General features: G+C 67.1%; 20 protein-coding genes. 11 read left to right on the top strand and 9 right to left on the bottom strand.

Annotation, left to right across the window (positions count from 1 at the left end):
• Positions 1-28: 28 nt before the first annotated feature.
• Both Q5Z10_RS15265 and Q5Z10_RS15260 read right to left on the bottom strand, forming a co-directional pair.
• Entirely contained in the window at positions 29-2,833 is a 2,805-nt protein-coding gene (locus tag Q5Z10_RS15265; protein WP_303636241.1) for a TonB-dependent receptor domain-containing protein, read from the bottom strand.
• A 445-nt stretch (positions 2,834-3,278) separates the two neighbouring features.
• Positions 3,279-6,077: a TonB-dependent receptor domain-containing protein gene (locus Q5Z10_RS15260; protein ID WP_303636240.1), complete on the bottom strand. Its 2,799-nt coding sequence runs from the start codon at positions 6,075-6,077 to the stop codon at positions 3,279-3,281.
• A 177-nt stretch (positions 6,078-6,254) separates the two neighbouring features.
• Between Q5Z10_RS15260 and apbC the strand changes: the two genes are divergently transcribed.
• The gene (gene apbC, locus Q5Z10_RS15255; protein ID WP_440138122.1) at positions 6,255-7,148 is read left to right on the top strand and encodes an iron-sulfur cluster carrier protein ApbC; all 894 of its coding nucleotides are present in this window, start codon (positions 6,255-6,257) and stop codon (positions 7,146-7,148) included.
• Between the two features lie 89 nt (positions 7,149-7,237).
• A complete protein-coding gene (gene dcd, locus Q5Z10_RS15250; protein WP_025876117.1) occupies positions 7,238-7,804 on the top strand; it encodes a dCTP deaminase in 567 nt (188 codons plus the stop codon).
• An 84-nt stretch (positions 7,805-7,888) separates the two neighbouring features.
• On the opposite strand, the gene Q5Z10_RS15245 is transcribed toward dcd, so the two are convergent.
• The 3 genes from Q5Z10_RS15245 to Q5Z10_RS15235 are packed head-to-tail and all read right to left on the bottom strand — an operon-like array spanning position 7,889 to position 9,162.
• Positions 7,889-8,056 (bottom strand): LiaI-LiaF-like domain-containing protein, encoded by a 168-nt coding sequence (locus tag Q5Z10_RS15245; protein ID WP_025876120.1) that lies wholly within the window; start codon positions 8,054-8,056, stop codon positions 7,889-7,891.
• A gap of 15 nt (positions 8,057-8,071) precedes the next feature.
• Positions 8,072-8,494, bottom strand: coding sequence for an HIT domain-containing protein (locus tag Q5Z10_RS15240; RefSeq protein ID WP_303636238.1), 423 nt, complete (start codon positions 8,492-8,494; stop codon positions 8,072-8,074).
• Positions 8,491-9,162, bottom strand: coding sequence for a dienelactone hydrolase family protein (locus tag Q5Z10_RS15235; protein ID WP_303636237.1), 672 nt, complete (start codon positions 9,160-9,162; stop codon positions 8,491-8,493). The genes Q5Z10_RS15240 and Q5Z10_RS15235 overlap by 4 nt, the downstream gene beginning before the upstream one ends.
• A gap of 204 nt (positions 9,163-9,366) precedes the next feature.
• Here Q5Z10_RS15235 and rimO point away from each other — a divergent pair, with 204 nt between their 5' ends.
• Together rimO and Q5Z10_RS15225 are read left to right on the top strand one after the other, a co-directional pair.
• Entirely contained in the window at positions 9,367-10,728 is a 1,362-nt protein-coding gene (gene rimO / locus Q5Z10_RS15230) for a 30S ribosomal protein S12 methylthiotransferase RimO (protein ID WP_303636236.1), read from the top strand.
• An 8-nt stretch (positions 10,729-10,736) separates the two neighbouring features.
• The gene (locus tag Q5Z10_RS15225; RefSeq protein ID WP_303639200.1) at positions 10,737-11,546 is read left to right on the top strand and encodes a DUF3025 domain-containing protein; all 810 of its coding nucleotides are present in this window, start codon (positions 10,737-10,739) and stop codon (positions 11,544-11,546) included.
• 116 nt (positions 11,547-11,662) lie between these two features.
• Here the strand turns inward: Q5Z10_RS15225 and greB are convergent, their stop codons facing one another.
• A complete protein-coding gene (gene greB / locus Q5Z10_RS15220) occupies positions 11,663-12,169 on the bottom strand; it encodes a transcription elongation factor GreB (protein WP_303636235.1) in 507 nt (168 codons plus the stop codon).
• A 48-nt stretch (positions 12,170-12,217) separates the two neighbouring features.
• On the bottom strand, positions 12,218-13,723 hold the full coding sequence (locus Q5Z10_RS15215; protein ID WP_303636234.1) for a helicase HerA-like domain-containing protein: 1,506 nt from the start codon (positions 13,721-13,723) through the stop codon (positions 12,218-12,220).
• A 122-nt stretch (positions 13,724-13,845) separates the two neighbouring features.
• Here Q5Z10_RS15215 and Q5Z10_RS15210 point away from each other — a divergent pair, with 122 nt between their 5' ends.
• Entirely contained in the window at positions 13,846-15,456 is a 1,611-nt protein-coding gene (locus Q5Z10_RS15210; protein ID WP_303636233.1) for a transglycosylase SLT domain-containing protein, read from the top strand.
• Positions 15,457-15,476: 20 nt separating this feature from the next.
• Positions 15,477-15,824 (top strand): ribonuclease E inhibitor RraB, encoded by a 348-nt coding sequence (locus tag Q5Z10_RS15205; protein WP_303636232.1) that lies wholly within the window; start codon positions 15,477-15,479, stop codon positions 15,822-15,824.
• 111 nt (positions 15,825-15,935) lie between these two features.
• Here Q5Z10_RS15205 and asd read toward each other — a convergent pair whose 3' ends face one another.
• Complete coding sequence (asd, locus tag Q5Z10_RS15200; RefSeq protein ID WP_303636231.1) at positions 15,936-16,778, bottom strand: archaetidylserine decarboxylase; 843 nt, start codon at positions 16,776-16,778, stop codon at positions 15,936-15,938.
• Positions 16,775-17,425, bottom strand: a complete 651-nt coding sequence (locus tag Q5Z10_RS15195; RefSeq protein WP_303636230.1) for an SCO family protein — start codon at positions 17,423-17,425, stop codon at positions 16,775-16,777. Before Q5Z10_RS15195 ends, asd begins: the two co-directional genes overlap by 4 nt.
• A gap of 123 nt (positions 17,426-17,548) precedes the next feature.
• Here Q5Z10_RS15195 and prmB point away from each other — a divergent pair, with 123 nt between their 5' ends.
• The 5 genes from prmB (at position 17,549) to Q5Z10_RS15170 (ending at position 23,806) form a co-directional block, all read left to right on the top strand.
• Complete coding sequence (gene prmB / locus Q5Z10_RS15190; protein ID WP_303636229.1) at positions 17,549-18,478, top strand: 50S ribosomal protein L3 N(5)-glutamine methyltransferase; 930 nt, start codon at positions 17,549-17,551, stop codon at positions 18,476-18,478.
• On the top strand, positions 18,475-19,578 hold the full coding sequence (aroC, locus tag Q5Z10_RS15185; protein WP_303636228.1) for a chorismate synthase: 1,104 nt from the start codon (positions 18,475-18,477) through the stop codon (positions 19,576-19,578). The genes prmB and aroC overlap by 4 nt, the downstream gene beginning before the upstream one ends.
• On the top strand, positions 19,571-20,608 hold the full coding sequence (locus tag Q5Z10_RS15180) for a 2-hydroxyacid dehydrogenase (protein ID WP_303636227.1): 1,038 nt from the start codon (positions 19,571-19,573) through the stop codon (positions 20,606-20,608). The genes aroC and Q5Z10_RS15180 overlap by 8 nt, the downstream gene beginning before the upstream one ends.
• 91 nt (positions 20,609-20,699) lie before the next feature.
• Positions 20,700-21,728 carry an aspartate-semialdehyde dehydrogenase gene (locus Q5Z10_RS15175; protein ID WP_303636226.1) on the top strand — a complete coding sequence of 343 codons (1,029 nt, stop codon included), beginning with the start codon at positions 20,700-20,702 and terminating at the stop codon, positions 21,726-21,728.
• 98 nt (positions 21,729-21,826) lie between these two features.
• Positions 21,827-23,806: a type IV pilus assembly protein FimV gene (locus Q5Z10_RS15170; protein ID WP_303636225.1), complete on the top strand. Its 1,980-nt coding sequence runs from the start codon at positions 21,827-21,829 to the stop codon at positions 23,804-23,806.
• The last annotated feature ends 1 nt before the right edge of the window (position 23,807 follow it).

Here is a 23,807-nt window from a genome sequence, read left to right as displayed (position 1 = left end):
GGGTCTCCCGAACACCGAGCCGCGGCGCTTACTGGCCGCCGAACTCGTACTTGGCCTGCACGTAGATGGCGCGCCCGTAGGCGTTGTACAGATAGTTGTTGTACGGCTGGCCGCTGGTGCCGCCGAAGCTGAAGCGCTGGTTGTCAGGCATCTTGTTGAAGACGTTGTTGACCATCAGCGACAGGGTCAGGTTGTCCATCGCGCGGTAGTTCACGCTCAGGTTGTAGGTGGTGTAGGAACCCCACTTGCCCGCCTTGTAGCCGGAGCTGTGCACGTAGTCGTAGCCATTGCCCACGTAGGCCATGTAGTTCGGCGTCTTGCCGATGTAGTTGGCATACAGGGTCGTGGTCCACTTGTTCTTGGCCCAGCCCACCGAACCGTCGGCACGCACCTTGGCATAGGAGTCGTAGATCCACATGGCGTACGGGTCGCGCAGCAGGTCCAGGTACTCGTCGCCCGGCTGCGGCTGCAGCTCACGCTTGAGCATGTCGGTGTAGTTGGCCGAGAACTGCAGCGAACCGAAGCGGCCGATGTCCTGCACGTACTTGAAGCTGGCGGTCAGGGCTTCCAGGTTCTGGCTGGCCACGTTCATCTTCGGCGTGTAGATCTCATCGAGCACGCCGGAAGCATCGCGGGTGATCCAGTCGGTCACGTTCTGGCAGCTGGCCGAGGTGTTGTTGGCCACGCCGTTGCGGCAGTAGTACTCGGCCAGCAGCAGCTGGTCGGAGCTGAGCGTGTTGACCTCGTTCTTGATCTTCCAGTTGTAGTAGTCGACCGACACCGACAGGTTGTTGATCGGTGCCCAGACCACGCCGGCGTTCCAGACATCGGCGGTGATCGGCTCCAGCTCCGGGTTGCCGGACTGGGTGCCGAACACCGACACGCTGTCGTACGGGCAGCCGGTGGTATCGGCCGGATCGTAGCCGAGCTCACCGCAGCGGTAGTAGTCGGTGGAGCCGTTGGCGTAGAACCCGCTTTCGCCCTGGAAGGCATCGGACAGGGTCGGGGCACGGAACGCAGTGCCGTACTTGCCGCGGAACAGCAGGCTTTCGATCGGACGGAACTCGACGCCGACGCTGTAGGTGGCCTTGTCGACGGTGTTGTCGGCGATCTTGAACGCGTCGTAGCGACCCGACGCGGTCACGGTCAGCGAGTTCAGCAGCGGCATGCGCAGTTCGCTGGTGACAGCGTAGTTGCTGCGGTGGCCGGCGCCGGAAACCGCGGTGGTGCCCCACACGTCACCGTCGATCAGGCGCTGGTCGGGGCTGTAGTCCCAGCCTTCGCTGCCGCCTTCCACCACCACGGCGAAGCCGGCGTCACCGCCCGGCAGCTTGAACAGCGACGCGTTGGTCACCTGCGCGCGGGTCAGGTTCTGCCAGGTGCGGCTTTCGTTGTAGGCAAAGCCGGTGAAGGTCTGGAAATCGCCACTGGGCAGCGGCGAATAGAACGCTTCCCAGTCCGGGCTGTAGATGTTGTAGCCGGCGCTGGTGGTGCCCAGGACCGGGCCGAGCACGCGCTGCTCGAAGTAGTCGTTGATCGGATCGTTCCAGCGCACGAAGCTGCGCTCGGTCAGCTTGTACTCGCCACGGGTGAAGCTCAGGCTGTAGTCCCAGTTGCCCGCCGAGCCCTTGCCGCCCAGGGTGACCTGGTAGGCCTTGTTGCGGTCGGTGTTGAGGATGTCGCGGTAGCCGCCGGCACCGATGTCCTCCGGCGCGAACACGCGCTGCAGGTTCATGTACCGGTTGCTGCCCTGGTCGTAGAAGCGGCCCCAGCCGGACGAGGTGCCCCACCAGGTGTAGTTCGAACCGGTGGCGTACTTCACTTCCTCCAGGCTGTACAGCGCATCGCCGAACAGCTGGAAGTTGTCATTCACGTCGAAGGTGGCCGAGCTGTAGATCTGGCCGCTTTCCTTGCCGTTCTTGATGGTCTTGTAACCGGTTCCGTACAGCGAGCCGCAGGCCTGTCCGGTCGGGCGGGTGCCGAGCACGGTTGTGCCGTCGAACTGGCCGGCTACGTTGGCGCACAGGTTCGGGTCCATCATCGCGTAGGCGTTGTTGGCCGCCGGCAGCAGCACCAGGAAGTCGTTGGAGACGTACTGCGGGGTGTAGCCGTCGGGGTTGTTGACCTTGGTCAGGTCACGCTGGTAGCCCCAGATCGGGCTGGTCTTCTCGTACTGCACGTTGACCAGCGCGTGCAAGCGGTCGTCGAAGCCGTTGAAGCCCTTGGCGCCGCTGATGCGCGTGCTGTTGCCGCCGCCCTCGGTGTAGGCGCCGCCACGGATGTTCAGCACACCGCCATCCATGCGGTCCTTGAGGATGATGTTGACCACGCCGGCGATCGCATCCGAGCCGTACAGCGAGGACTGCCCGCCGGGCAGGATCTCGATGCGCTCGACGATGTCGATCGGAATGCCGCTGATGTTGTTGAAGGTGTCGCTGCCGTTGTACAGCGCCGGATACGAAAGCATCGGGCGGCCGTTGATCAGGTACTTGGTGTAGCCGGGGCTGAGGCCGAACATGCCGGCGGCTTCGGCACCCTGGGTGAACGATGCCGAGGTCTGGCCGCCCTGCAGGCCGCCGGTGGTCAGCGAAGACTGCTGCAGCACGTCGGCGATGCTGGTGAAACCGCGGGTCTGGATGTCCTCGGCGGTCACGGTCAGGACCGGCGTGTGGTTCTCGATCTCGGTCTGCGGAATCAGCGAGCCGGTCACGGTGACACGGTCGAGCTGGGTGGGCGCGTTGTCCTGGGCGAAGGCTGCGCCGGAGGCGAGCAGGGTGCCCAGCAGGGCGAGCGTAAGCGGGTGACGCGGGAGCGAAGAGCGTTGGCGAGACATGGTGGATCCCCGTGTTAGCGATGTCTTGGCTGCCGTCTTCCGTGACGGCGTCATGGTTCGTTCAGTTGCATTCCATTCAGCTGGACCGTAACACGCGGTTAACGCAATCAACACGGGTTCGTCATGTAACAGTGCTGGGTCTGTGATGAAAAATGGTTTGGAATCAATGACAAAAGTTGAATATTTAGGAATGTTTCAAAGTGTTGCGTTACGCAATGCTGTTTGTCCTGGGTGATTTTTTCGTTCTGCATCAAGTGCTTGAGTTTTCCCTGGTGGCATGCAAGAGGCATTAATCAATGAGACCGGGTCCGTTGGTCCGTCTCATCCTTCCTGCAGGTGAAGCGACCCTGCCGACGCAGAGGAAGCGCAGCAGCAGACCCGATGCAAAAAAAAGGCCCCGCCGAAGCGGGGCCTGGTCCGGAATCACACCCGGAAAACGACGGGATTACTTGCCGAAGTCGTACTTGGCCTGCACGTACACGGTGCGGCCGTAGACGTTGTACAGGTAGTTGTTGAACGGCGTGCCGGACGTGCCCTGGTAGCTGTGCGCCTGCTGCTCGGGCATCTTGTTGAACACGTTGTTGACCATCAGCGACAGGGTCAGGTCATCCTGCACGCGGTAGTTCACGCTCAGGTTGTAGGTGGTGTACGACGCCCACTTGCCTGCCTTGTAACCCGATGCCGCGTGGGTGTACTCGTAGCCGTTCAGGCCAGCCAGGTAGTTCGGGGTGTGGCCGATGTAGTTCGCGTACAGGGTGGTGGTCCACTTGTCCAGGGACCAGGCCACCGAGGCGTCGGAACGCACCTTGGCGTAGCTGTCGTAGTTCCACATCGACTTCGGGTTGCCCAGCAGGTCCTGGAACTCCTCACCCGGCTGCGCCTGCACCTCGCGCTTGAGCATGTTGGTGTAGTTGCCCGAGAACTGCAGCGAACCGAAGCGGCCGATCTCCTGCAGGTACTTGAAGCCGACGGTGACGGCCTGCAGGTTCTGGCGGGCGACGTTCATCTTCGGGGTGTACAGCGCGCTCAGATTGCCGGCGCTGTCACGGGTGACCCAGTCAGCCACGTTCTGGCAGGTGGCCGAGGAACCGTTCGGCAGGCCGTTGCGGCAGTAGTACTCGGCCAGCAGCAGCTGGTCGGTGCTGGCGGTGTCGACTTCGTTCTCGATCTTCCAGTTGTAGTAGTCGGCCGAGATCGACAGGTTCGCCATCGGCGCCCAGACGATGCCCGCGTTCCACACGTCGGCGGTGATCGGCTCCAGGTCCGGGTTGCCGGCGCGCTCGGAGTAGACCGAGACGCTGTCGGCGTAGCGGCAGGCGTCGGTGTTGCCCGGCACGTAGCCCAGCTCGCCGCAACGGTAGTAGTCGGTCGAGTTGGCAGCGTAGTAGCCGCTGCGGCCCTGGAAGGCGTCAGGCAGGGTCGGGGCGCGGAACGCGGTGCCGTACTTGCCGCGGAACAGCAGGCTTTCGATCGGGCGGAACTCGACGCCGACGCTGTAGGTGGCCTTGTCGACGGTGTTGTCGGCGATCTTGAACGCGTCGTAGCGACCCGAAGCGGTCACGGTCAGCGATTCCAGCAGCGGCATGCGCAGTTCGCTGGTCACCGCATAGTTGCTGCGATGGCCATTGCCGGCCACGGCCGACGAACCCCACACGTCACCGTCCAGCAGGCGCTGGTCGGGGCTGTAGTCCCAACCTTCGCTGCCACCTTCGACCACCACGGCCAGGCCGGCATCGCCGCCCGGCAGCGAGAACAGCGAACCATTGGTGACCTGGGCGCGGGCCAGGTTCTGCCAGGTGCGGCTGTGGTTGGTGGTGTAGCCGGTGAAGCCAGCGAAGTCTTCCGGCGAGATCGGGGCGTAGAACGCGGCCCAGTTGGTGTTGTAGATGCCGAAGCCATCGGCGGCGGTGCCCAGCTGCGGGCCCAGCACCTTGTCGGCGAAGTAGCTGTTGATGGCGTTGCCGAAGCGCTGGAACTTGCTTTCGTCCAGGCGGTACTCGCCACGGGTGAAGCTCAGGCTGTAATCCCAGTTGCCGACGGCGCCCTTGCCACCCAGGGTGACCTGGTAGGCGCGGCTCTTGTCGTTGTTCAGGATGCCCTTGTAGCCTTCACCGCCGATGTCTTCCGGAGCGAACGCGCGCTGCAGGTTGATCAGCTTGCCCGAGGCCTGGTCGTAGAAGCCGCCCATGCCGCTCTTGGTGCCCCACCACAGGTAGTTCGAGCCCGAGGTGTATTCGGTCTTTTCCTTGCTGTAGAGCACGTCGGCGAACAGCTGGAAGTTGTCGTTCACGTCGAAGGTCATCGACGAGTAGAACTGGCCGCTGTCCTTGCCGTTCTTCAGGGTCTTGTAGCCGGCGCCGTACACCGAGCCGCAGGACTGGCCGGTCGGACGGTTGCCCAGCACAGTGGTGCCACCGAACTGGCCTGCGACATTGGCGCAGTTGCTCGGGTCCATCATGTACAGCGCGTTGGTCTTGGCGTCGATGACGGCGAAGTCGTTCGACGGCAGCTGCGCGGTGTAGCCGTTCGGGTTGTTCTGCTTGGTCAGGTCGCGCTGGTAACCCCAGATCGGGTTGCTGCTTTCAACCTGCACGTTGACCAGGGCATTGAAGCGGTTGTCCAGCGCCGAGAAGCCATGCGCACCGCTGACGCGGAAGCTGCTGCCGCCGCCTTCGGTGCTGGTGCCGCCGCGCACGGACAGGCTGCCGCCTTCCATGTGGTCCTTCAGGATGATGTTGACCACGCCGGCGATCGCGTCCGAGCCGTACAGGGAGGACTGGCCGCCCGGCAGGACTTCGATGCGTTCGACGATGTCGATCGGAATGCCGCTGATGTTGTTGAACGCGTCGCCGCCGTTGTACAGCGCCGGGTAGGACATCATCGGGCGGCCGTTGATCAGGTACTTGGTGTACCCCGGATTCAGGCCGAACATGCCAGCGGCTTCAGCGCCCTGGGTGAACGAAGCGGAGGTCTGGCCGCCCTGGATGCCGCCGGTGGTCAGCGAGGACTGCTGCAGCACTTCGGCAACGCTGTTGAAGCCGCGCGACTGGATGGCTTCGGCGCTGATGGTCATGACCGGGGTCTGGGTCTCGACCTGGGTCTGCGGGATCAGCGAACCGGTGACGGTGATCTTGTCGAGGTTGGTGGCCTTGTCCTGGGCCATTGCCGGCGAGGCGGCGACCAGAGCGGAGATCAAGGCGACAGCGAGGGTGTTGCGACGTGCGAAATTGCGAAGGTCTTTCATGTAGTTCCGTTCAGAGAGCAAAAACGAGTACGGCACTGCGCATGCGCCATCGTGCGTGCTGCGGATCCAGCCGCGGAGCCCAAAACCAGTGCTCTGCGAACGTAACATGAACTTAACAATCTGTGCACGAATCTGTAGCAATCCTGAATTTCAGTCAGCGTACGTCCAGCTTGTATGATGTCGGGTTCAACTTTTCGATTTGCCCCGGAGCCCGCAGTGAACAGTCCCGCACGTCGTCCGCATGCCAGCCAGGTCCAGAAGGGACTGGCGCCGCATGCGCGCATCCGCAACGTGATCGCGGTGGGATCGGGCAAGGGCGGCGTGGGCAAGTCGACCACGTCGGTCAACCTGGCGGTGGCGCTGCAGGCGCTGGGCGCGCGCGTGGGCGTGCTGGACGCCGACATCTACGGCCCGAGCGTACCGGCGATGCTGGGCTTGTCCGGCCGTCCGGAAAGCCCGGACAACAAGAGCATCGAACCGATGCGCGCGTTCGGCGTGGACACGATGTCGATCGGGTATCTGGTGGAAGACGAGACGCCGCTGATCATGCGTGCGCCGAGGGCCACCGCCGCACTGACCCAGCTGTTCGAGGACACGTTGTGGGATGACCTGGACTACCTGCTGATCGACCTGCCGCCGGGCACCGGCGACATCCAGCTGACCCTGGTGCAGAAGATCCCGCTGGCCGGCGCGGTGATCGTCACCACCCCGCAGGACATCGCCACGCTGGATGCGAAGAAGGCGCTGAAGATGTTCGAGAAGGTGGAGGTGCCGGTGCTCGGCATCGTCGAGAACATGGCGGTGCACACCTGCAGCAACTGCGGCCACGTCGAGCACCTGTTCGGCGAAGGCGGCGGCGAGCGCATGGCCGCCCAGTACGGCGTGCCGCTGCTGGGCTCGCTGCCGCTGCAGATCGGCATCCGCGAGCAGGGCGATGCCGGCACCCCGATCACCGCCGCGCAGCCGGATTCGGCGGCGGCGCAGGCCTACCACCGTGCCGCCCAGCGCCTGGTCGAGGAAGTCGGCAAGCGCCCGCGTGCCTCCATCCCGATCCTGTCCTCCCTGCTGTAAGGCCACGGCGGCCGGGCTGCGGCGGCAACGCCGGGGGCCCTGCTAGAATCCTCGCGCGCCCTCGCACCCCCTCGCACCCAGGACAGAGCATGAGCATCAAGAGTGACCGTTGGATCCGCCGGATGTCCGAACAGCACGGCATGATCGAGCCGTATGAGGCCGGGCAGGTCAAGCAGGCCAATGGCGAGCGCATCGTCAGCTACGGCACGTCCAGCTATGGCTACGACGTGCGCTGCTCGCGCGAGTTCAAGGTGTTCACCAACATCAACTCGACGATCGTGGACCCGAAGCACTTCGACCCGGGCAGCTTCGTCGACATCGTCGGTGACGAGTGCATCATTCCGCCCAACAGCTTCGCGCTGGCACGCACCGTCGAGTACTTCCGCATTCCGCGTGACACGCTGGTGGTGTGCCTGGGCAAGAGCACCTATGCGCGCTGCGGCATCATCGTCAACGTCACCCCGCTGGAGCCGGAGTGGGAAGGCCATGTGACGCTGGAGTTCAGCAACACCACGCCGCTGCCGGCGCGCATCTATGCCAACGAGGGCGTGGCGCAGATGCTGTTCTTCCAGTCCGACGAAGTGTGCGAGACCTCGTACAAGGACCGCGGCGGCAAGTACCAGGGGCAGACCGGGGTGACCCTGCCGCGCACCTGAGCAACCTATCGGCAGCGCCGGGCCATGCCCGGCGTTTTCATAGGGGCCGCGTGTCGCGCTCGCCGGGCATGGCCCGGCGCTACCTTATTTGCCGCGACCGAACAGGATCGCGATGCCTACGGCCACCAGGCCCAGCGGCCACCAGGTCAGCAGCAGGCGGGACAGGTTCAGGTTGGTCCAGCCGAGATTGCTGGCCAGCATGAACAGGCCGATCAGGATCAGCAGGATGGCGGCGACGATATTGAATCGCATCGGGTCGGCACTGGCTCAGGAATGGGCCGGATATCCTAGCCGTTCCTTCCAGTAGGCGACATGCTGGTCCAGCGCCGCCGGTTCATAGCGGTGTGCCGGGCCGCTGCCCCAGACCGGTCCGGGCCACGCCGGATCGCCATCGTGGCGGCCGATCACGTGGAAATGCAGCTGGCGCACGATGTTGCCCAGCGCACCGATGTTGATCTTTTCGACCCCGTCGGCGCCCTTGAGCGCCTTGCAGGCGCGGTTGAGCTCGGTGCGCAGTTTGTCCTGCTGCTCGCCGTCCAGTTCGATCCATTCGGTCACCCCGCGCAGGCGCGGTACCAGCACCAGCCAGGGGAATCGTTCGTCGTTCATCAGTCGCACTTGCGACAACGGGCCTTCGGCCACCAGTACGCTGTCGGTGGCCAGACGTGAATCGAGTTCGAAATCGCTCATCCAAGATGCTCCGAGAAGAAGTCCAGGGTGCGTTGCAGCGCCAGGGTGGCGCTGTCTGGATCATACGCATGTCCGACCTCGCGGTTGAAGGCATGGTCGGCCGGATAGACGTAGGTGGCCATCTGCGGCAGCTTCTCGCGGTGCGCCTGCACGGCCTCCGGCGGGATGCTCCTGTCCTGGGCGCCGAAGTGGAAGATCACCGGGGCCTTGGCCGGTTCATCCAGGAACTGCACGTTGCGCGCGCCGTAGTAGCTGGCCGAGGGCAGGCCCAGGCGCAGGGCTGACAGCATCGCCACGGTGCCGCCCCAGCAGTAGCCGACCGTGCCGACCTTGCCGTGCGGCGCGAGCCGGGTCGCCGCGGCCCGGACCACCTCCAGTGCCCGCTCCATGCCCAGCGCGCCGACGCGTTCCAGGCCCTGCTTGACGCCCTCGGCGTCGTAGGCCAGGGCGTCCGGGTCGGCGTCGAGGCCGTCCAGCAGGTCGAAGAACGACGGCGCCAGCACCGCATAGCCTTCGGCCGCGAAGCGCTCGGCCACGCTGCGGATGTGCGGATTGGCGCCGAAGATTTCCTGCACCACCACCAGCCCGCCGCGCGGGGTGCCTTCGGGCAGTGCCTGCCAGGCCCGTACCGCGCCGTGGTGCGTATCCAGGGTGATCCACTCGGCCATCGTCTTCTTCCTCGTTGCTGGGAACAGAGCTGCATTGTCGGCGCTGCGCGGGTTAGCGCGGTGTCAGTGGCTGTGCGCGATCAGGCGGCTGGCCGTTCAGAGCGAGGCCGCCAACCCCGGTATACTGGCGCCCTTTCAGGCCCCGGCCCCCAGGAACCCCTGCCAAGACGGCAGGGGCCCAGGCCCCCAGAGTCCCGCGATTCCATGTCCCAGCTGAACCCCAAAGTCGGCTTCGTCAGCCTTGGCTGCCCGAAGGCCCTCGTCGATTCCGAGCGCATCCTCACCCAGCTGCGGTCCGAGGGCTACGACATCGTCCCGTCCTACGATTCGGCCGACGTGGTGGTGGTCAATACCTGTGGCTTCATCGATTCGGCGGTGACCGAGTCGCTGGATGCCATCGGCGAGGCGATGAACCAGAACGGCAAGGTCATCGTGACCGGCTGCCTGGGCAAGCGCCCGGAGCAGATCCGCGAGGCCTACCCGAACGTGCTGGCGGTGTCCGGCCCGCAGGATTACCAGAGCGTGATGGAAGCGGTGCACGAAGCGCTGCCGCCCCGGCACGATCCGTTCGTGGACCTGGTGCCCGACTACGGCATCAAGCTGACTCCGCGTCACTACGCGTACCTGAAGATCTCCGAAGGCTGCAACCACAAGTGCAGCTTCTGCATCATCCCCTCGATGCGCGGCAAGCTGGTCTCGCGTCCGGTCGACGAGGTGCTGCGTGAAGCCGAGCGGCTGGTGCGCGGTGGCGTGCGCGAACTGCTGGTCGTGTCGCAGGACACCTCCGCCTACGGCGTGGACGTCAAGTACGCCGAGAAGATGTGGCGCGACAAGGCCTACCAGACCCGCCTGAAGGCGCTGTGCGAAGGCCTGTCCGAGCTGGATGCGTGGGTACGCATGCACTACGTGTATCCGTACCCGCACGTGGACGAGGTGGTGCCGCTGATGGCCGAGAACCGGATCCTGCCGTACCTGGACATCCCGTTCCAGCACGCGAGCCCGCGCATCCTGCGCCTGATGAAGCGCCCCGGCGCGGTCGAGAAGACGCTTGAGCGCGTGCAGAACTGGCGCCGCATCGCGCCGGACATCACCGTGCGTTCGACCTTCATCGTCGGCTTCCCCGGCGAGACCGAAGCCGAGTTCGAGGAACTGCTGTCGTTCCTCGACGAGGCGCAGCTGGACCGTGTCGGCGCGTTTGCCTATTCGCCGGTCGAGGGCGCCACCGCCAACGATCTGCCGGACCCGGTGCCGGAACACGTGAAGCAGGAGCGGCTTGCCCGTTTCATGGAGAAGCAGGCGCAGATTTCCGCTGCGCGCCTGGAGGCCAAGATCGGCACGGTGCAGCAGTGCCTGGTCGATGCGATCGAAGGCGATATCGCCGTCGCCCGTTCCAAGGCCGATGCGCCGGAGATCGACGGTCTGGTGCACATCCAGAACGCCGACCAGGTGGCGCTGCGCGTGGGTGAGTTCGTCAACGTGGAGATCACCGAGAGCGACGAGCACGATCTGTACGGCGATGCCCTGCCGTCGAGCACGCGCCCGGCATTCGACCTCAAGGTGCTGTGACCGCATCGATGGCCGCCGGCGGCCATCGACGCTTCGTTCCGCCACCGCGCGCGGCGGTCGAGGCGCGCGTGTTCGGGCACCCACTGTTTGCCGGCTTGCAGGCATTCGCTGATCTGCTGGCCAGCCCGCGCTGGCCGTCCATCGCAGCACTTGATGCACGCCTGGCGCTGCCAGGCCTGCAGCTGGTCGAACAGGATGCCGCGCTGCTGGCCGATGGCCTGCACTATGAAGCCCGCATCGCGCAGGGGCGCATCGCCACCCGTGCCGACAACTGGCACGACCTGTTCAATGCGCTGGTGTGGGCATCCCACCCGCAGCTGAAGCATGCGCTCAACGAGCAGCAATGCCGCCATATCCAGACCGTGCCACCTGGCCAGCGCAACCGGGCGCAGGCCGCATTGACCCAGTTCGACGAAACCGGCGTGATCGTGCGCGTGCGCGATCACACGTTGCTGGCTCTGTGGGATGCGCATGACTGGCGCGCGTTGTTCGAACCTTCGCATTGGCGAAGCGGTGCGCTGGCCATCGTGACGGTGTTCGGCCATGCATTGATGGAGCAGGCGCTGCTGCCCCATCGCCGGCTGGTGGGCAAATGCGTGGTGGTCCAGGCGGACGCGGGCGACGCCTGCATCGACGCGGTTGCCGCGGCCATTGCCGCAGGCAGGGCGGTGACCGATCCGCTGCAGCTGCGCCCGCTGCCGCTGGCGGGCATCCCGGGCTGGCATGAAGGGCAGGTCCCTGCCTTCTACGCAGATGCAGCGTACTTCCGCCCACTGCGTGCCGGCCGCGCGTACCCGCCGCCGTTGCTGCTTGTGTAGCGTCGAGCCACGCTCGACTGCCTCAAGTTGTAGCGTCGAGCCATGCTCGACTGCCTCAAATTGTAGTGTCGAGCCATGCTCGACTGATGGATGACGCAGTCGAGCATGGCTCGACGCTACAACGGCTCGTACTCCACCCCGATCACCGCGAAGGTGAACTGCCCGCCGGGCAGCTCCACCGAGAATTCATCATCCAGCCGCTTCTTCAGCAGTGCGCGCGCCAGCGGCGAATCGATGCTGATCCAGCCCAGGCCGGCATCGGTCTCGTCCGGGCCGACGATGCGGTAGCGGCTGGTGTCTCCGCTGTCCACGTTCTCCAGCTCCACCCATGCGCCGAAGAACACCGCCTGCGGATCGGCAGGCGTGGTATCGACCACGCGCAGTGCTTCCAGCCGCTTGGTCAGGTAGCGCACGCGCCGGTCGATCTCGCCCAGCTGCTTCTTGCGGTAGGTGTACTCGGCGTTCTCGGAGCGGTCACCTTCGGCAGCCGCGGCGGCCAGGGCCTTGACCACTTCCGGCCGGCGCTGGCGCCACAGCTCGTCCAGCTCGGCCTTGAGCCGGGCATGGCCGTGCGCGGTGATCAGGGCGGTACTTTTTTCTGCGGGGGGACGCCAACGCGACATGCGGTACGGTTTCTTCTCAGGGCAACGAACGGGGTGGGGGGCGGACGGTCAGCGCTTGCCGCCGAAGATGCCGCCGAGGATGCCGCGCACGATCTGGTTGCCCAGCTTGGTGCCGACCGTGCGCGTGGTCTGCTTGGCCATGGTCTCGATCATGCCCTGGCGGCGCTTGGTGCCGAAGATCGCATCCTTGATCGCCTGGCCGAAGCCGCCTTCCTGCGCCTCGTCCTGCTCGCGGCTGCGCGCCGCAGGTGCCTCGGCCTTGTCCACGGCCTTCTGTGCACGCTGGGCCAGCCGTTCGGCGGCCGATTCGCGGTTGACCGCGGTGTCGTAGCGGGTGCCGACCGGACTGCCGGCGCGGACCTGCGCGCGCTCAGCCTCGGTGACCGGCCCCATCCTGCAGCGCGGAGGCGCAATCAGTGTCTGCTGCACCGGCATCGGCACGCCCTTGTCCTGCAGCGTGGAGACCAGCGCCTCGCCGGTGCCGAGCTGGCTCAACACCTTCACCACGTCCAGCTTCGGGTTCGGCACGAAGGTTTCGGCTGCGGTCTTCACCGCCTTCTGGTCGCGCGGGGTGAACGCACGCAGCGCGTGCTGCACGCGGTTGCCGAGCTGGCCCAGGATGTTGGCCGGCACGTCATCGGGGAACTGCGAGCAGAAGTACACGCCCACGCCCTTGGAGCGGATCAGCCGCACCACCTGCTCGATGCGCTGCACCAGTGCCGGCGGCGCGTCGTCGAACAGCAGGTGCGCTTCGTCGAAGATGAAAACCAGCTTGGGCTTGTCCAGGTCACCGACCTCCGGCAACTGCTCGAACAGTTCCGACAGCAGCCACAGCAGGAAGGTGGAATACAGCTTGGGCTTGAGCACCAGCTGGTCGGCGGCGAGGATCCCGATGACGCCGCGGCCGTCGTGATTGACCCGCATGATGTCGGCCAGCTCAAGCGCGGGCTCGCCGAAGAACTGCTCGCCACCGTCCTGCGCCAGGCGCAGCAGGGCGCGCTGGATCGCGGCCACCGACTGCGCGCTGACCAGGCCGTACTCGGTGGAGATGTCCTTGCGCTCCTCGGCCACCAGGCCGAGCAGGGCGCGCAGGTCATCCATGTCCAGCAACAGCAGGCCACGGTCGTCGGCCAGCTTGAATACGATGTCCAGCACGCCGGACTGGGTGTCGTTCAACTCCAGGATGCGCGCCAGCAGGGTCGGGCCCATTTCGCTGACGGTGGTGCGCACCGGATGCCCCAGCTTGCCGTACAGGTCCCAGAACACGGCAGGGCTGGCGGCGGGGGCGTAGTCGGCCACGCCGATCTCGGCGGCGCGCGCCAGCAGGTTGTCGGCGCCTGTGCCGGCCACGGCGAGGCCGGAGACATCGCCCTTCACGTCGGCCAGGAACACCGGCACCCCGATCCTCGAGAAGCCTTCGGCCAGGGTCATCAGGGTCACGGTCTTGCCGGTGCCGGTGGCGCCGGCCACCAGCCCGTGACGGTTGCCGAGTTTCGGCAGCAGGGTGACAGCCACTTCGTCGGTGATGCCTTTGCCGAGCAGAATCGGATCCATGGTCCAGCCCTTGTGATGAATGCGCCAATGTTAACCGCCGGCAGTGACGGGCCGATGGTCGGCTTGCCCCGACCTTGGCGGCGCCGCTACTCTGCCTGCCTGTTTCGCACACAGTGCCACCAATGCCCGTTCCTGTCCTGATTTCCCGCACCTGGCCGCTGCTGGCCCTGGCCGGCCTGGTTTCCCTGGCGCCCGACGCCCACGCACAGCGGGTCTCGGCCCGGGACAAGGTGAAGGTGGATGCGCTGCAGCAGCGCATGACCGCCGCCGAGAAGCGCTACAGCGACGCCCTGCTGCGGGTGGCCAACGCCGACCCCAAGGGCAGCAACGAGGCCGACGCCGCGCTGGAGGACATGGAAGATGTCATCAGCGAATGCGTGAAGCAGAAGGGGTGCCAGATGAGCAACATGCTGGCCACCTACAAGCGGCTGCTGAAGCACGATGCCGACGCCGCTGCCGACGATGCGGTGGCTGACGAGGCCGGCGACCGCCTCGAAGCGGACCCGGACCATGTCGGCCCGCTTGCCGCCGATGTGCCTGAAGCGGCGCGCGCCGCGGCCCTGCTCAATGACAAGCGGCATGCCTTCGACAGCATGGTCGAGTACAACCCGGCGGTGCAGGCCGGCATCCGCCGCTGGCTGACCGACATGCGCCCGGCGCTGATGACCACCTACGAGAACTACCAGAACCTGCGGGCCGTGATGTGGCCCGAATGGGAGAAGCGCGGGCTGCCCGAAGCGCTGCTGTTCGGCATCATGGCCAAGGAATCCAACGGCCGCGTGCATGCGTCCTCGCGCGCCGGCGCGGCCGGCCTGATGCAGTTCATGCCTGCGACCGGTCGTCGCTTCGGCCTGGGCCCGGACGGCACCGGTTTCGACACCCGCTTCGACGCGCGCAGCGCTGCCGAAGCCAGTGCGACCTATCTCAACGAGCGGATGCGCGAGCTCAACAACAATGTCGAGCTGTCGCTGGCCGGCTACAACGGCGGTGAAGGCCGGGCGGGGCGGGTCTACCGGCAGAACCCGGGGCAGAGCTTCTGGGTCGACAGCGTCTACAACCAGTTCCCCGGTGAGACCAAGGACTACGTGCCGATGGTGATCGCCGCCTCGTGGATCTTCCTGCACCCGCAGCAGTACGGCGTGGAGTTCCCGAAGATCAACGCGCAGCCGGCCACCATCCGCCTGGCCCGCTCCACCACCATCTACGAACTGACCATCTGCCTGGGCAGCCACGGTACCCGTGATGGCTACATGCGTGCATTGCGCAACCTCAACCCGCGCTACGAGGCCGATGGCTGGATTCCCGGCGGCACCCTGATCAATGCGACCACCCGCATTGCCGGACTGTATGCGCGCAACTGCGTCAGCGGCCCGCGTGCGGACCTGGCCCGCGCCCTGATCACCGCCGACCTCAACGCGGCGATCATTCGACCCAGCGCGGCCAGCTACACCGGCAGCGTGGCGGTGGGGGGCGTGGTGCCGGTGGTCGATCCGGGCGCTGCCAGCAGCGTGCCGACCACCCCGGTGGCGCCCGTGGCGGCGCCGCGCGCCGCGCCGGCACCGCGTGCCCGGCCGGCGCGCAGCTACAAGGTCGGCAGGGGCGACACGCTGGGCCGCATCGCGGCAAAGTTCCAGTGCGATGTCCCGGTGCTGGCGCGCGCCAATGGCCTGAAGGCGCCCGGCTACAGCCTGCGCCAGGGCCAGACCCTGAAGCTGCAGGGCTGTGACAGATAACCCCACTGGAACCGGTACACATGGACCTCGAAGACACCCGCAACCTGTTCGCCAACCTGCGCGAAAACACCGACTGGAACCTGGATGCGCCCTTGCTGTGGGGGTACTTCTTCGTGCACTCCAGCGCTGCACCGCTGCAGGCGCTGGCCACCCATCTGCAGGAACAGGGCTACGCCCTGGTCGAACTGTTCGAGCAGGACGCGGAAGAGGGCGATGCGCCGTTCCACGTGCTGCACGTGGAGCGGGTGGAAGTGCATGACGAGTCGTCGCTGGACGCGCGCAACCAGGAACTGGCGGCGCTGGCCACGCAGATGGGCGTGGAAGACTACGACGGCATGGATGTCGGCCCGGCACCGACCCTGCAGTAACCGCGCCATCGGCTGGCGCCGGCTGCGGCCGGCGTCAGCATGAATCCCTCGGAGCAGGGCGTGCGCCTCTCGGCCAGGCCCGGGCCGGCGCAGCCCGCCGGCATGCCGTCGTCAGCGCAGCCTTGCCAGCGCCTGGCCCAGCTGCACCGGATGCTCGGCGTCCAGGTGCGCGGCGAACTCGGCCACGCCCGGCGGCAGCAGCACGATCACCGTCGAGCCGTAGTTGAAGCGCGCCATCTCCTCGAAACGCTCCAGCCGGATGCCGCGGCCGCGGTAGTCCTTGCGGGTGATGCGGTCGCCGTAGTGCGGGATTTCTTCGCCGCTCCACACCGTTTCCACGCCGGATACCAGCAGTGCACCGACCATCACGCTGACCATCGGGCCAAAGCTGGTGTCGAAATGGCAGACCAGCCGCTCGTTGCGCGCAAACAGGCCGGGCACGTTGTTGACCGCGGCCGGGCCAACGCTGAACAGCCGGCCCGGTACATGCACGGTCTCGCGCAGGGTGCCGGTCCACGGCATGTGCACGCGGTGGTAGTCGCGCGGTGACAGGTACACGGTGGCGTACAGGCCGTCGTTGAAGGGCTTGGCATCTTCAGCGCTGCCCAGCAGCTCGGCGGCGGTGAACGACTGGCCCTTGGCCTGGAAGATGCGGCCGGCGTCGATTTTCCCGAGCTGGCTGATGCGGCCATCGGCCGGCATCACCAGGGTGCGCGGATCGGCATCGGCCACGCGCGCGCCCGGCTTCAGCGCGCGGGTGAAGAACTGGTTGAAGGTCGGGTAGCTGCGCGGATCCGGGTTGGCCGCTTCCTCCAGGTTGACGTTGAACTTGCGGGTGACCGTATCGATCAGCCAGCGCGACACGCGCGGGTTGTCCGAGTACGCCAGCGAACGCGCCATCGAGGACAGCAGGCGGTGGGGCAGGGCGTACGTCAGGGCGGTGGTCAGGCTCATGGGGCGGATTTCTCGGTCAGCTTCTGCAGGTCGCGGGCGATGGCCGGCGCGTTGAACGGGGGGCGAACCAGGCCGGCAAGCCGGCCCTGCGGGTCGAGCACGGCCAGGCTGGCCGAATGCTCGACGGTGTAATCCTCGAGATTCTCGTCGAAGTGCTTGCCCGGCACCTTCTGGAACACGAAGCCCAGGGCGGTGGCGAAGCGCTCCAGCGAGGGGATGTCGGCGGTGGCGGCCAGGGTGTCCTTGTGGAAGCCGTGCACGTACTCGCCCAGGCGGGTGGCGTTGTCACGGTCCGGGTCCACCGAAACGAACAGCACCCGGGGGCGCAGGGTGTCGGGCAGGGCTTCCCACTGGTTCTGCGCAGCGGCCAGATCGGCCAGGGTGGTCGGGCAGACGTCCGGGCAGAACGTGAAGCCGAGGAACACCAGGGTCCAGTGGCCCTTCAGCTCGCCGGGAATCAGCCGGGTACCGTCGGACTGGGCCAGGTTGTAGTCGGGCAGCGCGCGCGGCTGCGGGTACAGGGTGATCGCTTCGGTGGCCGGCTGTCCGGCTGGCGGCTTCGGCGCGAACACCTGCTGGGCGGCTAGCAGGCCAAGGCCCGCCGCCAGGGCGATCAGCAGGATGATGCCGACGTTGCGATTGAACATGGGATTCCGCCGCAGGAAGTGGCCACCATCATACCGGCTGCGGCCGGATCGTTTCTGCCGCAACGGATGCCGCCGCTGCCGGCAACCCCTATAATCGGGGGCCACTTTGCCCGCAGTACCGCCATGACCGCTGAAACGGCCGCCGAACTCCACACGATCATCGATCTGATCCGCTACGGCACCAGCCGTTTCAACGCTGCGGGCCTGACCTTCGGGCACAGCTACGACAATGCCCTGGACGAGGCCACCCAGCTGGTGCTGCACGGCCTGCACCTGCCGCACGACCTGGGCCCGGCCTATGGCCAGGCGCGCCTGCTGAAGGACGAGAAGCTGGCCGTGCTGGAGCTGTTCCAGCGCCGCATCGACGAGCGCATTCCGGCAGCCTATCTCACCGGCGAGGCCTGGTTCGCCGGGCTCAGTTTCAAGAGCGACACCCGTGCGCTGGTGCCACGTTCACCGATCGCCGAACTGATCGAGTGCGGTTTCGAGCCCTGGCTGGCTGGCCGCGATGTGCACCGCGCGCTCGACCTGTGCACCGGCTCGGGCTGCATCGCCATTGCCATGGGCCACTACTACCCGAACTGGGAGGTGGACGGCGTGGACCTGAGCGATGACGCGCTGTCGCTGGCCGAAGAGAACAAGGAGCGCCTGCAGGCGCACAACGTCACCCTGCTCAAGTCGGACCTGTTCAACGGCCTGACCGGTCGCCATTACGACCTGATCGTCACCAACCCGCCGTACGTCACCAACGACGAGACCGATGCGCTGCCGCAGGAGTACTCCTACGAGCCGGAGATGGGCCTGCGCGCCGGCGATGACGGCCTGGACCTGGTGCTGAAGATCCTGCGCGACGCCCCGCTGCACCTCAGCGAGGACGGCCTGCTGATCTGCGAAGTGGGTGAGTCCGAGCAGCACCTGATCAAGCTGCTGCCGGAAGTCGACTTCGCCTGGATCGAGTTCAAGGTCGGCCAGATGGGGATCTTCGCGGTCGAATGCCGCGAGCTGATCGCGCACAGCGCGCGCATCACCGAACTGGCGGCGCAGCGCCCGTGAGCTCCAATGCGTTCGGCAAGCTGTTCACCGTCACCACGTTCGGCGAATCGCACGGGCCGGCCATCGGCTGCGTGATCGACGGCTGCCCGCCGGGGCTGGCGCTGGACGCGGCCGAATTCGCCCACGACCTGCAGCGCCGTGCGACCGGCAAGAGCCGGCACACGTCGGCCCGCCGCGAGGCCGACGAGGTCGAGATCCTGTCCGGCGTGTACGAGGGTTTGACCACCGGCACCCCGATCGCGCTGCTGATCCGCAACACCGACCAGCGCAGCAAGGATTACGCCAGCATCGGCCAGCAGTTCCGCCCGGGCCACGCCGACTACAGCTACTGGCACAAGTACGGCATCCGCGATCCGCGCGGTGGCGGCCGTTCCTCCGCCCGCGAAACCACCATGCGCGTGGCCGCCGGTGTGGTCGCCAAGAAGTGGTTGGCCGAGCGCTTCGGCGTGACCGTGCGCGGCTACCTGTCGCAACTGGGCGACATCACCCCGGCCGGTTTCGACTGGTCGGCGGTGGAGGACAACCCGTTCTTCTGGCCGCACGCCGCGCAGGTGCCCGAGCTGGAGGCGTACATGGATGCGCTGCGCAAGTCCGGTGATTCGGTCGGTGCGCGCGTGGATGTGGTCGCCGACAACGTGCCGCCGGGCTGGGGCGAGCCGATCTACGGCAAGCTCGATGGCGAACTGGCCGCCGCGCTGATGAGCATCAACGCGGTCAAGGGCGTGGAGATCGGTGACGGTTTTGCCAGCGCCGCACAGAAGGGCACCGAACATCGGGACCTGCTGACCCCGCAGGGCTTCGCCAGCAACCACGCCGGCGGCATTCTCGGTGGCATTTCCACCGGCCAGCCGGTGGTCGCGTCGATCGCGTTGAAGCCGACCTCCAGCCTGCGCCTGCCGGGCCCGTCGCTGGACACGGCCGGCAACGTGGTCGAGGTGGTCACCACCGGCCGCCACGATCCCTGCGTCGGCATCCGTGCCACGCCCATCGCCGAGGCGATGGTTGCCCTGGTGCTGATGGACCAGGCGCTGCGCCATCGCGCGCAGTGCGGCGATGTCGGCACCATCACCCCGCGCATTCCCGGGCAGATCGATGGCTGACACGCGGCCGACCGTGTGGGTGAGCCAGCCGCTGATCGACGCGGCCATCGCGCCGCTGCGCGATCGCGTGCAGCTGCGCAGCACCGACACCGTCACCGCCTGGTCGCCCGACCAGATCGCCGGACAGCTGGCCAGCGCCGACGGCGCGATCATCACCCTCAACGAGCGCGTTGGCGCGGCCGAAGTGGCGGCTGCGCCGCAGCTGCAGGTGATCGCCAATGTCGGCGTGGGCTACAACAACCTGGATGTCGATGCGCTCAGCAGCGCCGGCATCCTGGCCAGCAACACGCCGGACGTGCTCACCGAAACCACCGCCGACCTCGGCTTCGCACTGCTGATGGCCACCGCGCGCCGGATCACCGAATCCGAACGCTGGCTGCGCGAAGGCAAGTGGGGGCAGTGGTCGTTCCAGACCATGCTCGGTGCCGATATCCACGGCAGCACGCTGGGCATCCTCGGCATGGGCCGCATCGGCCAGGGCATCGCCCGTCGCGGCGCGCACGGGTTCGGCATGAAGGTGCTGTACCACAACCGTTCGCAGCTGCCCGCCGCGACCGAAGCGGAGGTGGGCGCCACCTATGTGGACCTGGATACGCTGCTGGCGCGGGCCGACCATCTGGTCGCCGTACTGCCCTATACCCCGGCCTCGCACCACATCATCGATGCGGCCGCGCTGGCGAAGATGAAGCCCTCGGCCACGCTGGTGAACATCGCCCGCGGCGGCATCGTCGACGAGCTGGCGCTGGCCGACGCCCTGGCGCACGGCCGCCTGGCCGCCGCCGGCCTGGACGTCTACGAAGGCGAGCCGCGCGTGCGCCCGGAGCTGCTGGCACTGCGCAACGTGGTGTTGACCCCGCACATCGGCAGCGCCTCGCTGGCCACGCGCACGGCGATGGTACAGCTGGCCGTGGACAACCTGGTCGCAGCGCTGGGCCTGGATGGCAGCCCGTCGCGCATGCCGAGTGCGATCAACGCCGATGCGGCCATCGCCGCGCGCGCGGACCTGGGCAAAAAAAGCGGGAAACGATAGGGAACCTCCACGCGTCCCGTCCGAGGAGGTTCCCCGAACCCAGCTGTCGTGCGTGAGTTTTCCCCTTCCCGTTTTTCGTGAGAGTTCCCCCATGAGCAATGCACAACGCAGCTTCCACGTCGCGATCGTCGGCGCCACCGGTGCGGTCGGCGAGACCATGCTGGCCATCCTGGCCGAGCGCAACTTCCCGGTTGGCACCCTGAGCCTGCTCGCCTCCGAGCGTTCGGCCGGTGGCGAGATCGAATTCAATGGCGAGAAGGTCAGGATCCAGGACCTGGCCAGCTTCGACCCGAGTGGTGTGGAGATCGCGCTGTTCTCCGCCGGCGGCAGCGTGTCCAAGGAATACGCACCGAAGTTCGCCGCCGCCGGTGCGGTGGTGATCGACAATTCCTCGGCCTTCCGCTACGACGACGACGTGCCGCTGGTGGTGTCCGAGGTCAACCCGGACCAGATCGGCAACCGCCCGCGCGGCATCATCGCCAACCCGAACTGCTCGACCATGCAGATGCTGGTGGCGCTGGCGCCGCTGCACCGCAGGTACGGCATCGAACGCATCAATGTCTCCACCTACCAGTCGGTATCCGGTGGCGGCCGTTCTGCGCTGGAGGAGCTGGGCAAGCAGACCGGCCAGCTGCTGAGCTTCCAGGAGATCGATCCGCAGCGTTTCCCGGTGCAGATCGCCTTCAACCTGATCCCGCACATCGATGACTTCCAGGACAACGGCTTCACCAAGGAGGAAATGAAGCTGGTCTGGGAGACCCGCAAGATCCTTGGCGACGACAGCATCCTGGTGAACCCGACCGCCGTGCGCGTGCCGGTGTTCTACGGCCACTCCGAATCGGTGGCGATCGAAACCCGCGACAAGGTCACCGTGGCCGAAGCCCGTGCGCTGCTGGAACAGTCGCCGGGCATCGAGGTGGTGGACCGCCATGAAGCCGGCGGTTACCCGACCCCGGTCACCCACGCCTCCGGCACCGATGCGGTGTACGTCGGCCGCATCCGCGAGGACCTGTCGCACCCGCGCGGCCTCAACCTGTGGATCGTCTCGGACAACGTGCGCAAGGGCGCAGCCCTGAACGCGGTGCAGCTGGCCGAGCTGGTCGCCGCCGAACAGCGCTGATCCGCGCTTCCGTAGAGTCGAGCCACGCTCGGCTCTACGGGGCATCGCCCGCAACCAGTGGGTGCGGACCCTGGTCCGCACGCTTTATAGTGTCGCCCATGAATAAACGGGCCAAGGGCGTGAAGCGCCCGCTCACCTATCTTTCCGCCGCGCTGCTGGCGCTGGCCAGCAGTTCGGCCCTGGCCCTGGGGCTGGGCGACATCCGCGTGCTGTCGCGGCCGGGGCAGCCGCTGCTGGCCGAAATTCCGGTGATTTCCGCCGATCCGTCCGAGCTGGAGAACCTGCGCGTCGCGCTGGCCTCGCCGGTCACCTTTGAACGCGTCGGCCTGCAGCGTCCCAGCGGGCTGGTCAGCGAACTGCAGTTCGAACTCACCCGCAATGCGCAGGGCAGGGCGGTGGTGCGGGTCACCTCGCAGACGCCGGTTGAGACCCCGTCGCTGAGCTTCCTGGTCGAAGCCGACTGGGGCCAGGGCCGCCTGGTCCGTGAGTACTCGGCGCTGGTCGATGCGCCCGCCAGTGCGCTGGCCGTTGCCGAACCGGAAATCGTCGCGCCAGCCGGCGTGCTGTCGGACACCATCGTCCGTGAGCCACCGGCAGCCGCCAGTGCCGTGCCGGCGCCGGCCGTGGCCGCGCCCGCATCCACCGCAGCAGCGGCACCGCGTCCGCGCGCGGCCGCTCCGGCAACGCCGGCCGCTCCGGCAACGCCGGCTGCGCCGGCTGCCGATGGCAGCGTCACCGTGCAGCGCGGGCAGACCCTTTCGCAGATCGCCGGTTCGCTGGCGCGCAGCAGCCAGATCAGCCGCGACCGGGCGATGATCGCCCTGCTGCGCGCCAATCCCGAAGCCTTCATCCGCGGCAACGTGAACCTGCTCAAGCAGGGCGCGGTGCTGCGCATGCCGGGCAGCGAGGCGCTGGCGGCCGTGGATGCCGCCGAAGCCTCCGCCCTGGTCCGCGAGCATGCCGCGCAGTGGCGGCAGGCGCGCACGGTACCGCAGCCGGCCGGTGCGCCGCAGCCGCTGGCCGAGGCTGGCAGCAGCGCTGCCTCCGCCCCGGCGCAGGCCAGTGGCGCACGTCTTGAAATCGCTCCGGCGCTGGCGTCCGACGCCGCGCGCGCGGGCACAACCACCGGCACCAGTGCCGGCAGCGAGGGTGACATGCTGGGCAACGAACAACTGCGTCAGGCCCGCGAGGACATTGCCACCCGCGATGCCGAGATCGGCGATCTCAAGCAGCGCGTGGCGGAGCTGGAAAAGCTCAAGGAGCAGCAGCAGTCGCTGATCGCGATGAAGGACAACGACCTGGCCGCGGCCCAGCAGCGCCTGGCGCAGGCACCGGGCGCGCCCGGTGCCGGCACGCCGTGGTACTGGCTGGGTCTGCCGCTGGTGCTGCTGGTGGCTGTCGGCGCCTGGCTGCTGCGCCGCCGCAAGCCCTCGCCGCTGCCACCGCTGCGTGAAGAGCATGATGCCGCCGGCCTCGCCGCTGCGGTACCGGCCGGCGCTGCGCTGGACGCGTTGGCCGAGCAGGACCCGGGCAGTTTCGACGGTGCAGGGCGCCAGGAGCCGGCGATGCCGGCCTGGGCGCAGCATGCCGATCATGATGCCGCCGATGAGGCTGCCCCGGACGCGCCGCTGTCGCCCGACTGGCGCGCCGGCGAACTGGACGATGAGGCCGTGGTGGAACTGCCTGCGGCCGTGAGCGATGCGCCGCGCTGGGACGAGCCGGCTGCGGCCGAGCCGGCCGAGCCGGCCGCGCCGGTCGATGTGGCCGTACCCGATTACGCGCTGCAGGCCGAGCAGGATCCCGAGTTCCGCGGTGTCTTCGACCTGCCTGCCGGATCGCACGATGGCCATGACCAGGCCGAGGCCCCGGCGGCGCTGCCGGAGCAGGGCGCCACGCCGGCGCCGGGCAATGCCCACGACTGGACGCCACGGGTCGGCCAGGAGCGGCTGGAGCTGGCGATCGCCTATCTGGACCTGGGCGACGCGCAGACCGCGCGCACCCTGCTGCAGGAAGTGGCCGAGGGCGGCGACGTGCACTGCCAGATCCAGGCCCGCGAACTGCTGGCCCGCTTGCCCTGAT

Source organism: Stenotrophomonas sp. 704A1, assembly GCF_030549525.1.
Classification (GTDB): Bacteria; Pseudomonadota; Gammaproteobacteria; order Xanthomonadales; family Xanthomonadaceae; genus Stenotrophomonas; species Stenotrophomonas tuberculopleuritidis.
The sequence above is the reverse complement of the archived record's forward strand: the minus strand, read 5'-3'. Positions and strand labels throughout refer to the sequence as shown.

What these genes read in the sequence shown, in the direction of transcription:
- dcd (WP_025876117.1), top strand. Translation starts at nt 7,238, where the DNA reads ATGAGCATCAAGAGTGACCGTTGGATCCGCCGGATGTCCGAACAGCAC.
- prmB (WP_303636229.1), top strand. Translation starts at nt 17,549, where the DNA reads ATGACCGCTGAAACGGCCGCCGAACTCCACACGATCATCGATCTGATC.
- Q5Z10_RS15240 (WP_303636238.1), bottom strand. Translation starts at nt 8,494, where the DNA reads ATGAGCGATTTCGAACTCGATTCACGTCTGGCCACCGACAGCGTACTG.
- Q5Z10_RS15260 (WP_303636240.1), bottom strand. Translation starts at nt 6,077, where the DNA reads ATGAAAGACCTTCGCAATTTCGCACGTCGCAACACCCTCGCTGTCGCC.
- Q5Z10_RS15205 (WP_303636232.1), top strand. Translation starts at nt 15,477, where the DNA reads ATGGACCTCGAAGACACCCGCAACCTGTTCGCCAACCTGCGCGAAAAC.
- asd (WP_303636231.1), bottom strand. Translation starts at nt 16,778, where the DNA reads ATGAGCCTGACCACCGCCCTGACGTACGCCCTGCCCCACCGCCTGCTG.
- Q5Z10_RS15265 (WP_303636241.1), bottom strand. Translation starts at nt 2,833, where the DNA reads ATGTCTCGCCAACGCTCTTCGCTCCCGCGTCACCCGCTTACGCTCGCC.
- Q5Z10_RS15180 (WP_303636227.1), top strand. Translation starts at nt 19,571, where the DNA reads ATGGCTGACACGCGGCCGACCGTGTGGGTGAGCCAGCCGCTGATCGAC.
- Q5Z10_RS15210 (WP_303636233.1), top strand. Translation starts at nt 13,846, where the DNA reads ATGCCCGTTCCTGTCCTGATTTCCCGCACCTGGCCGCTGCTGGCCCTG.
- Q5Z10_RS15175 (WP_303636226.1), top strand. Translation starts at nt 20,700, where the DNA reads ATGAGCAATGCACAACGCAGCTTCCACGTCGCGATCGTCGGCGCCACC.
- Q5Z10_RS15170 (WP_303636225.1), top strand. Translation starts at nt 21,827, where the DNA reads ATGAATAAACGGGCCAAGGGCGTGAAGCGCCCGCTCACCTATCTTTCC.
- Q5Z10_RS15195 (WP_303636230.1), bottom strand. Translation starts at nt 17,425, where the DNA reads ATGTTCAATCGCAACGTCGGCATCATCCTGCTGATCGCCCTGGCGGCG.
- Q5Z10_RS15235 (WP_303636237.1), bottom strand. Translation starts at nt 9,162, where the DNA reads ATGGCCGAGTGGATCACCCTGGATACGCACCACGGCGCGGTACGGGCC.
- greB (WP_303636235.1), bottom strand. Translation starts at nt 12,169, where the DNA reads ATGTCGCGTTGGCGTCCCCCCGCAGAAAAAAGTACCGCCCTGATCACC.
- Q5Z10_RS15225 (WP_303639200.1), top strand. Translation starts at nt 10,737, where the DNA reads ATGGCCGCCGGCGGCCATCGACGCTTCGTTCCGCCACCGCGCGCGGCG.
- rimO (WP_303636236.1), top strand. Translation starts at nt 9,367, where the DNA reads ATGTCCCAGCTGAACCCCAAAGTCGGCTTCGTCAGCCTTGGCTGCCCG.
- apbC (WP_440138122.1), top strand. Translation starts at nt 6,255, where the DNA reads ATGTCGGGTTCAACTTTTCGATTTGCCCCGGAGCCCGCAGTGAACAGT.
- Q5Z10_RS15245 (WP_025876120.1), bottom strand. Translation starts at nt 8,056, where the DNA reads ATGCGATTCAATATCGTCGCCGCCATCCTGCTGATCCTGATCGGCCTG.
- Q5Z10_RS15215 (WP_303636234.1), bottom strand. Translation starts at nt 13,723, where the DNA reads ATGGATCCGATTCTGCTCGGCAAAGGCATCACCGACGAAGTGGCTGTC.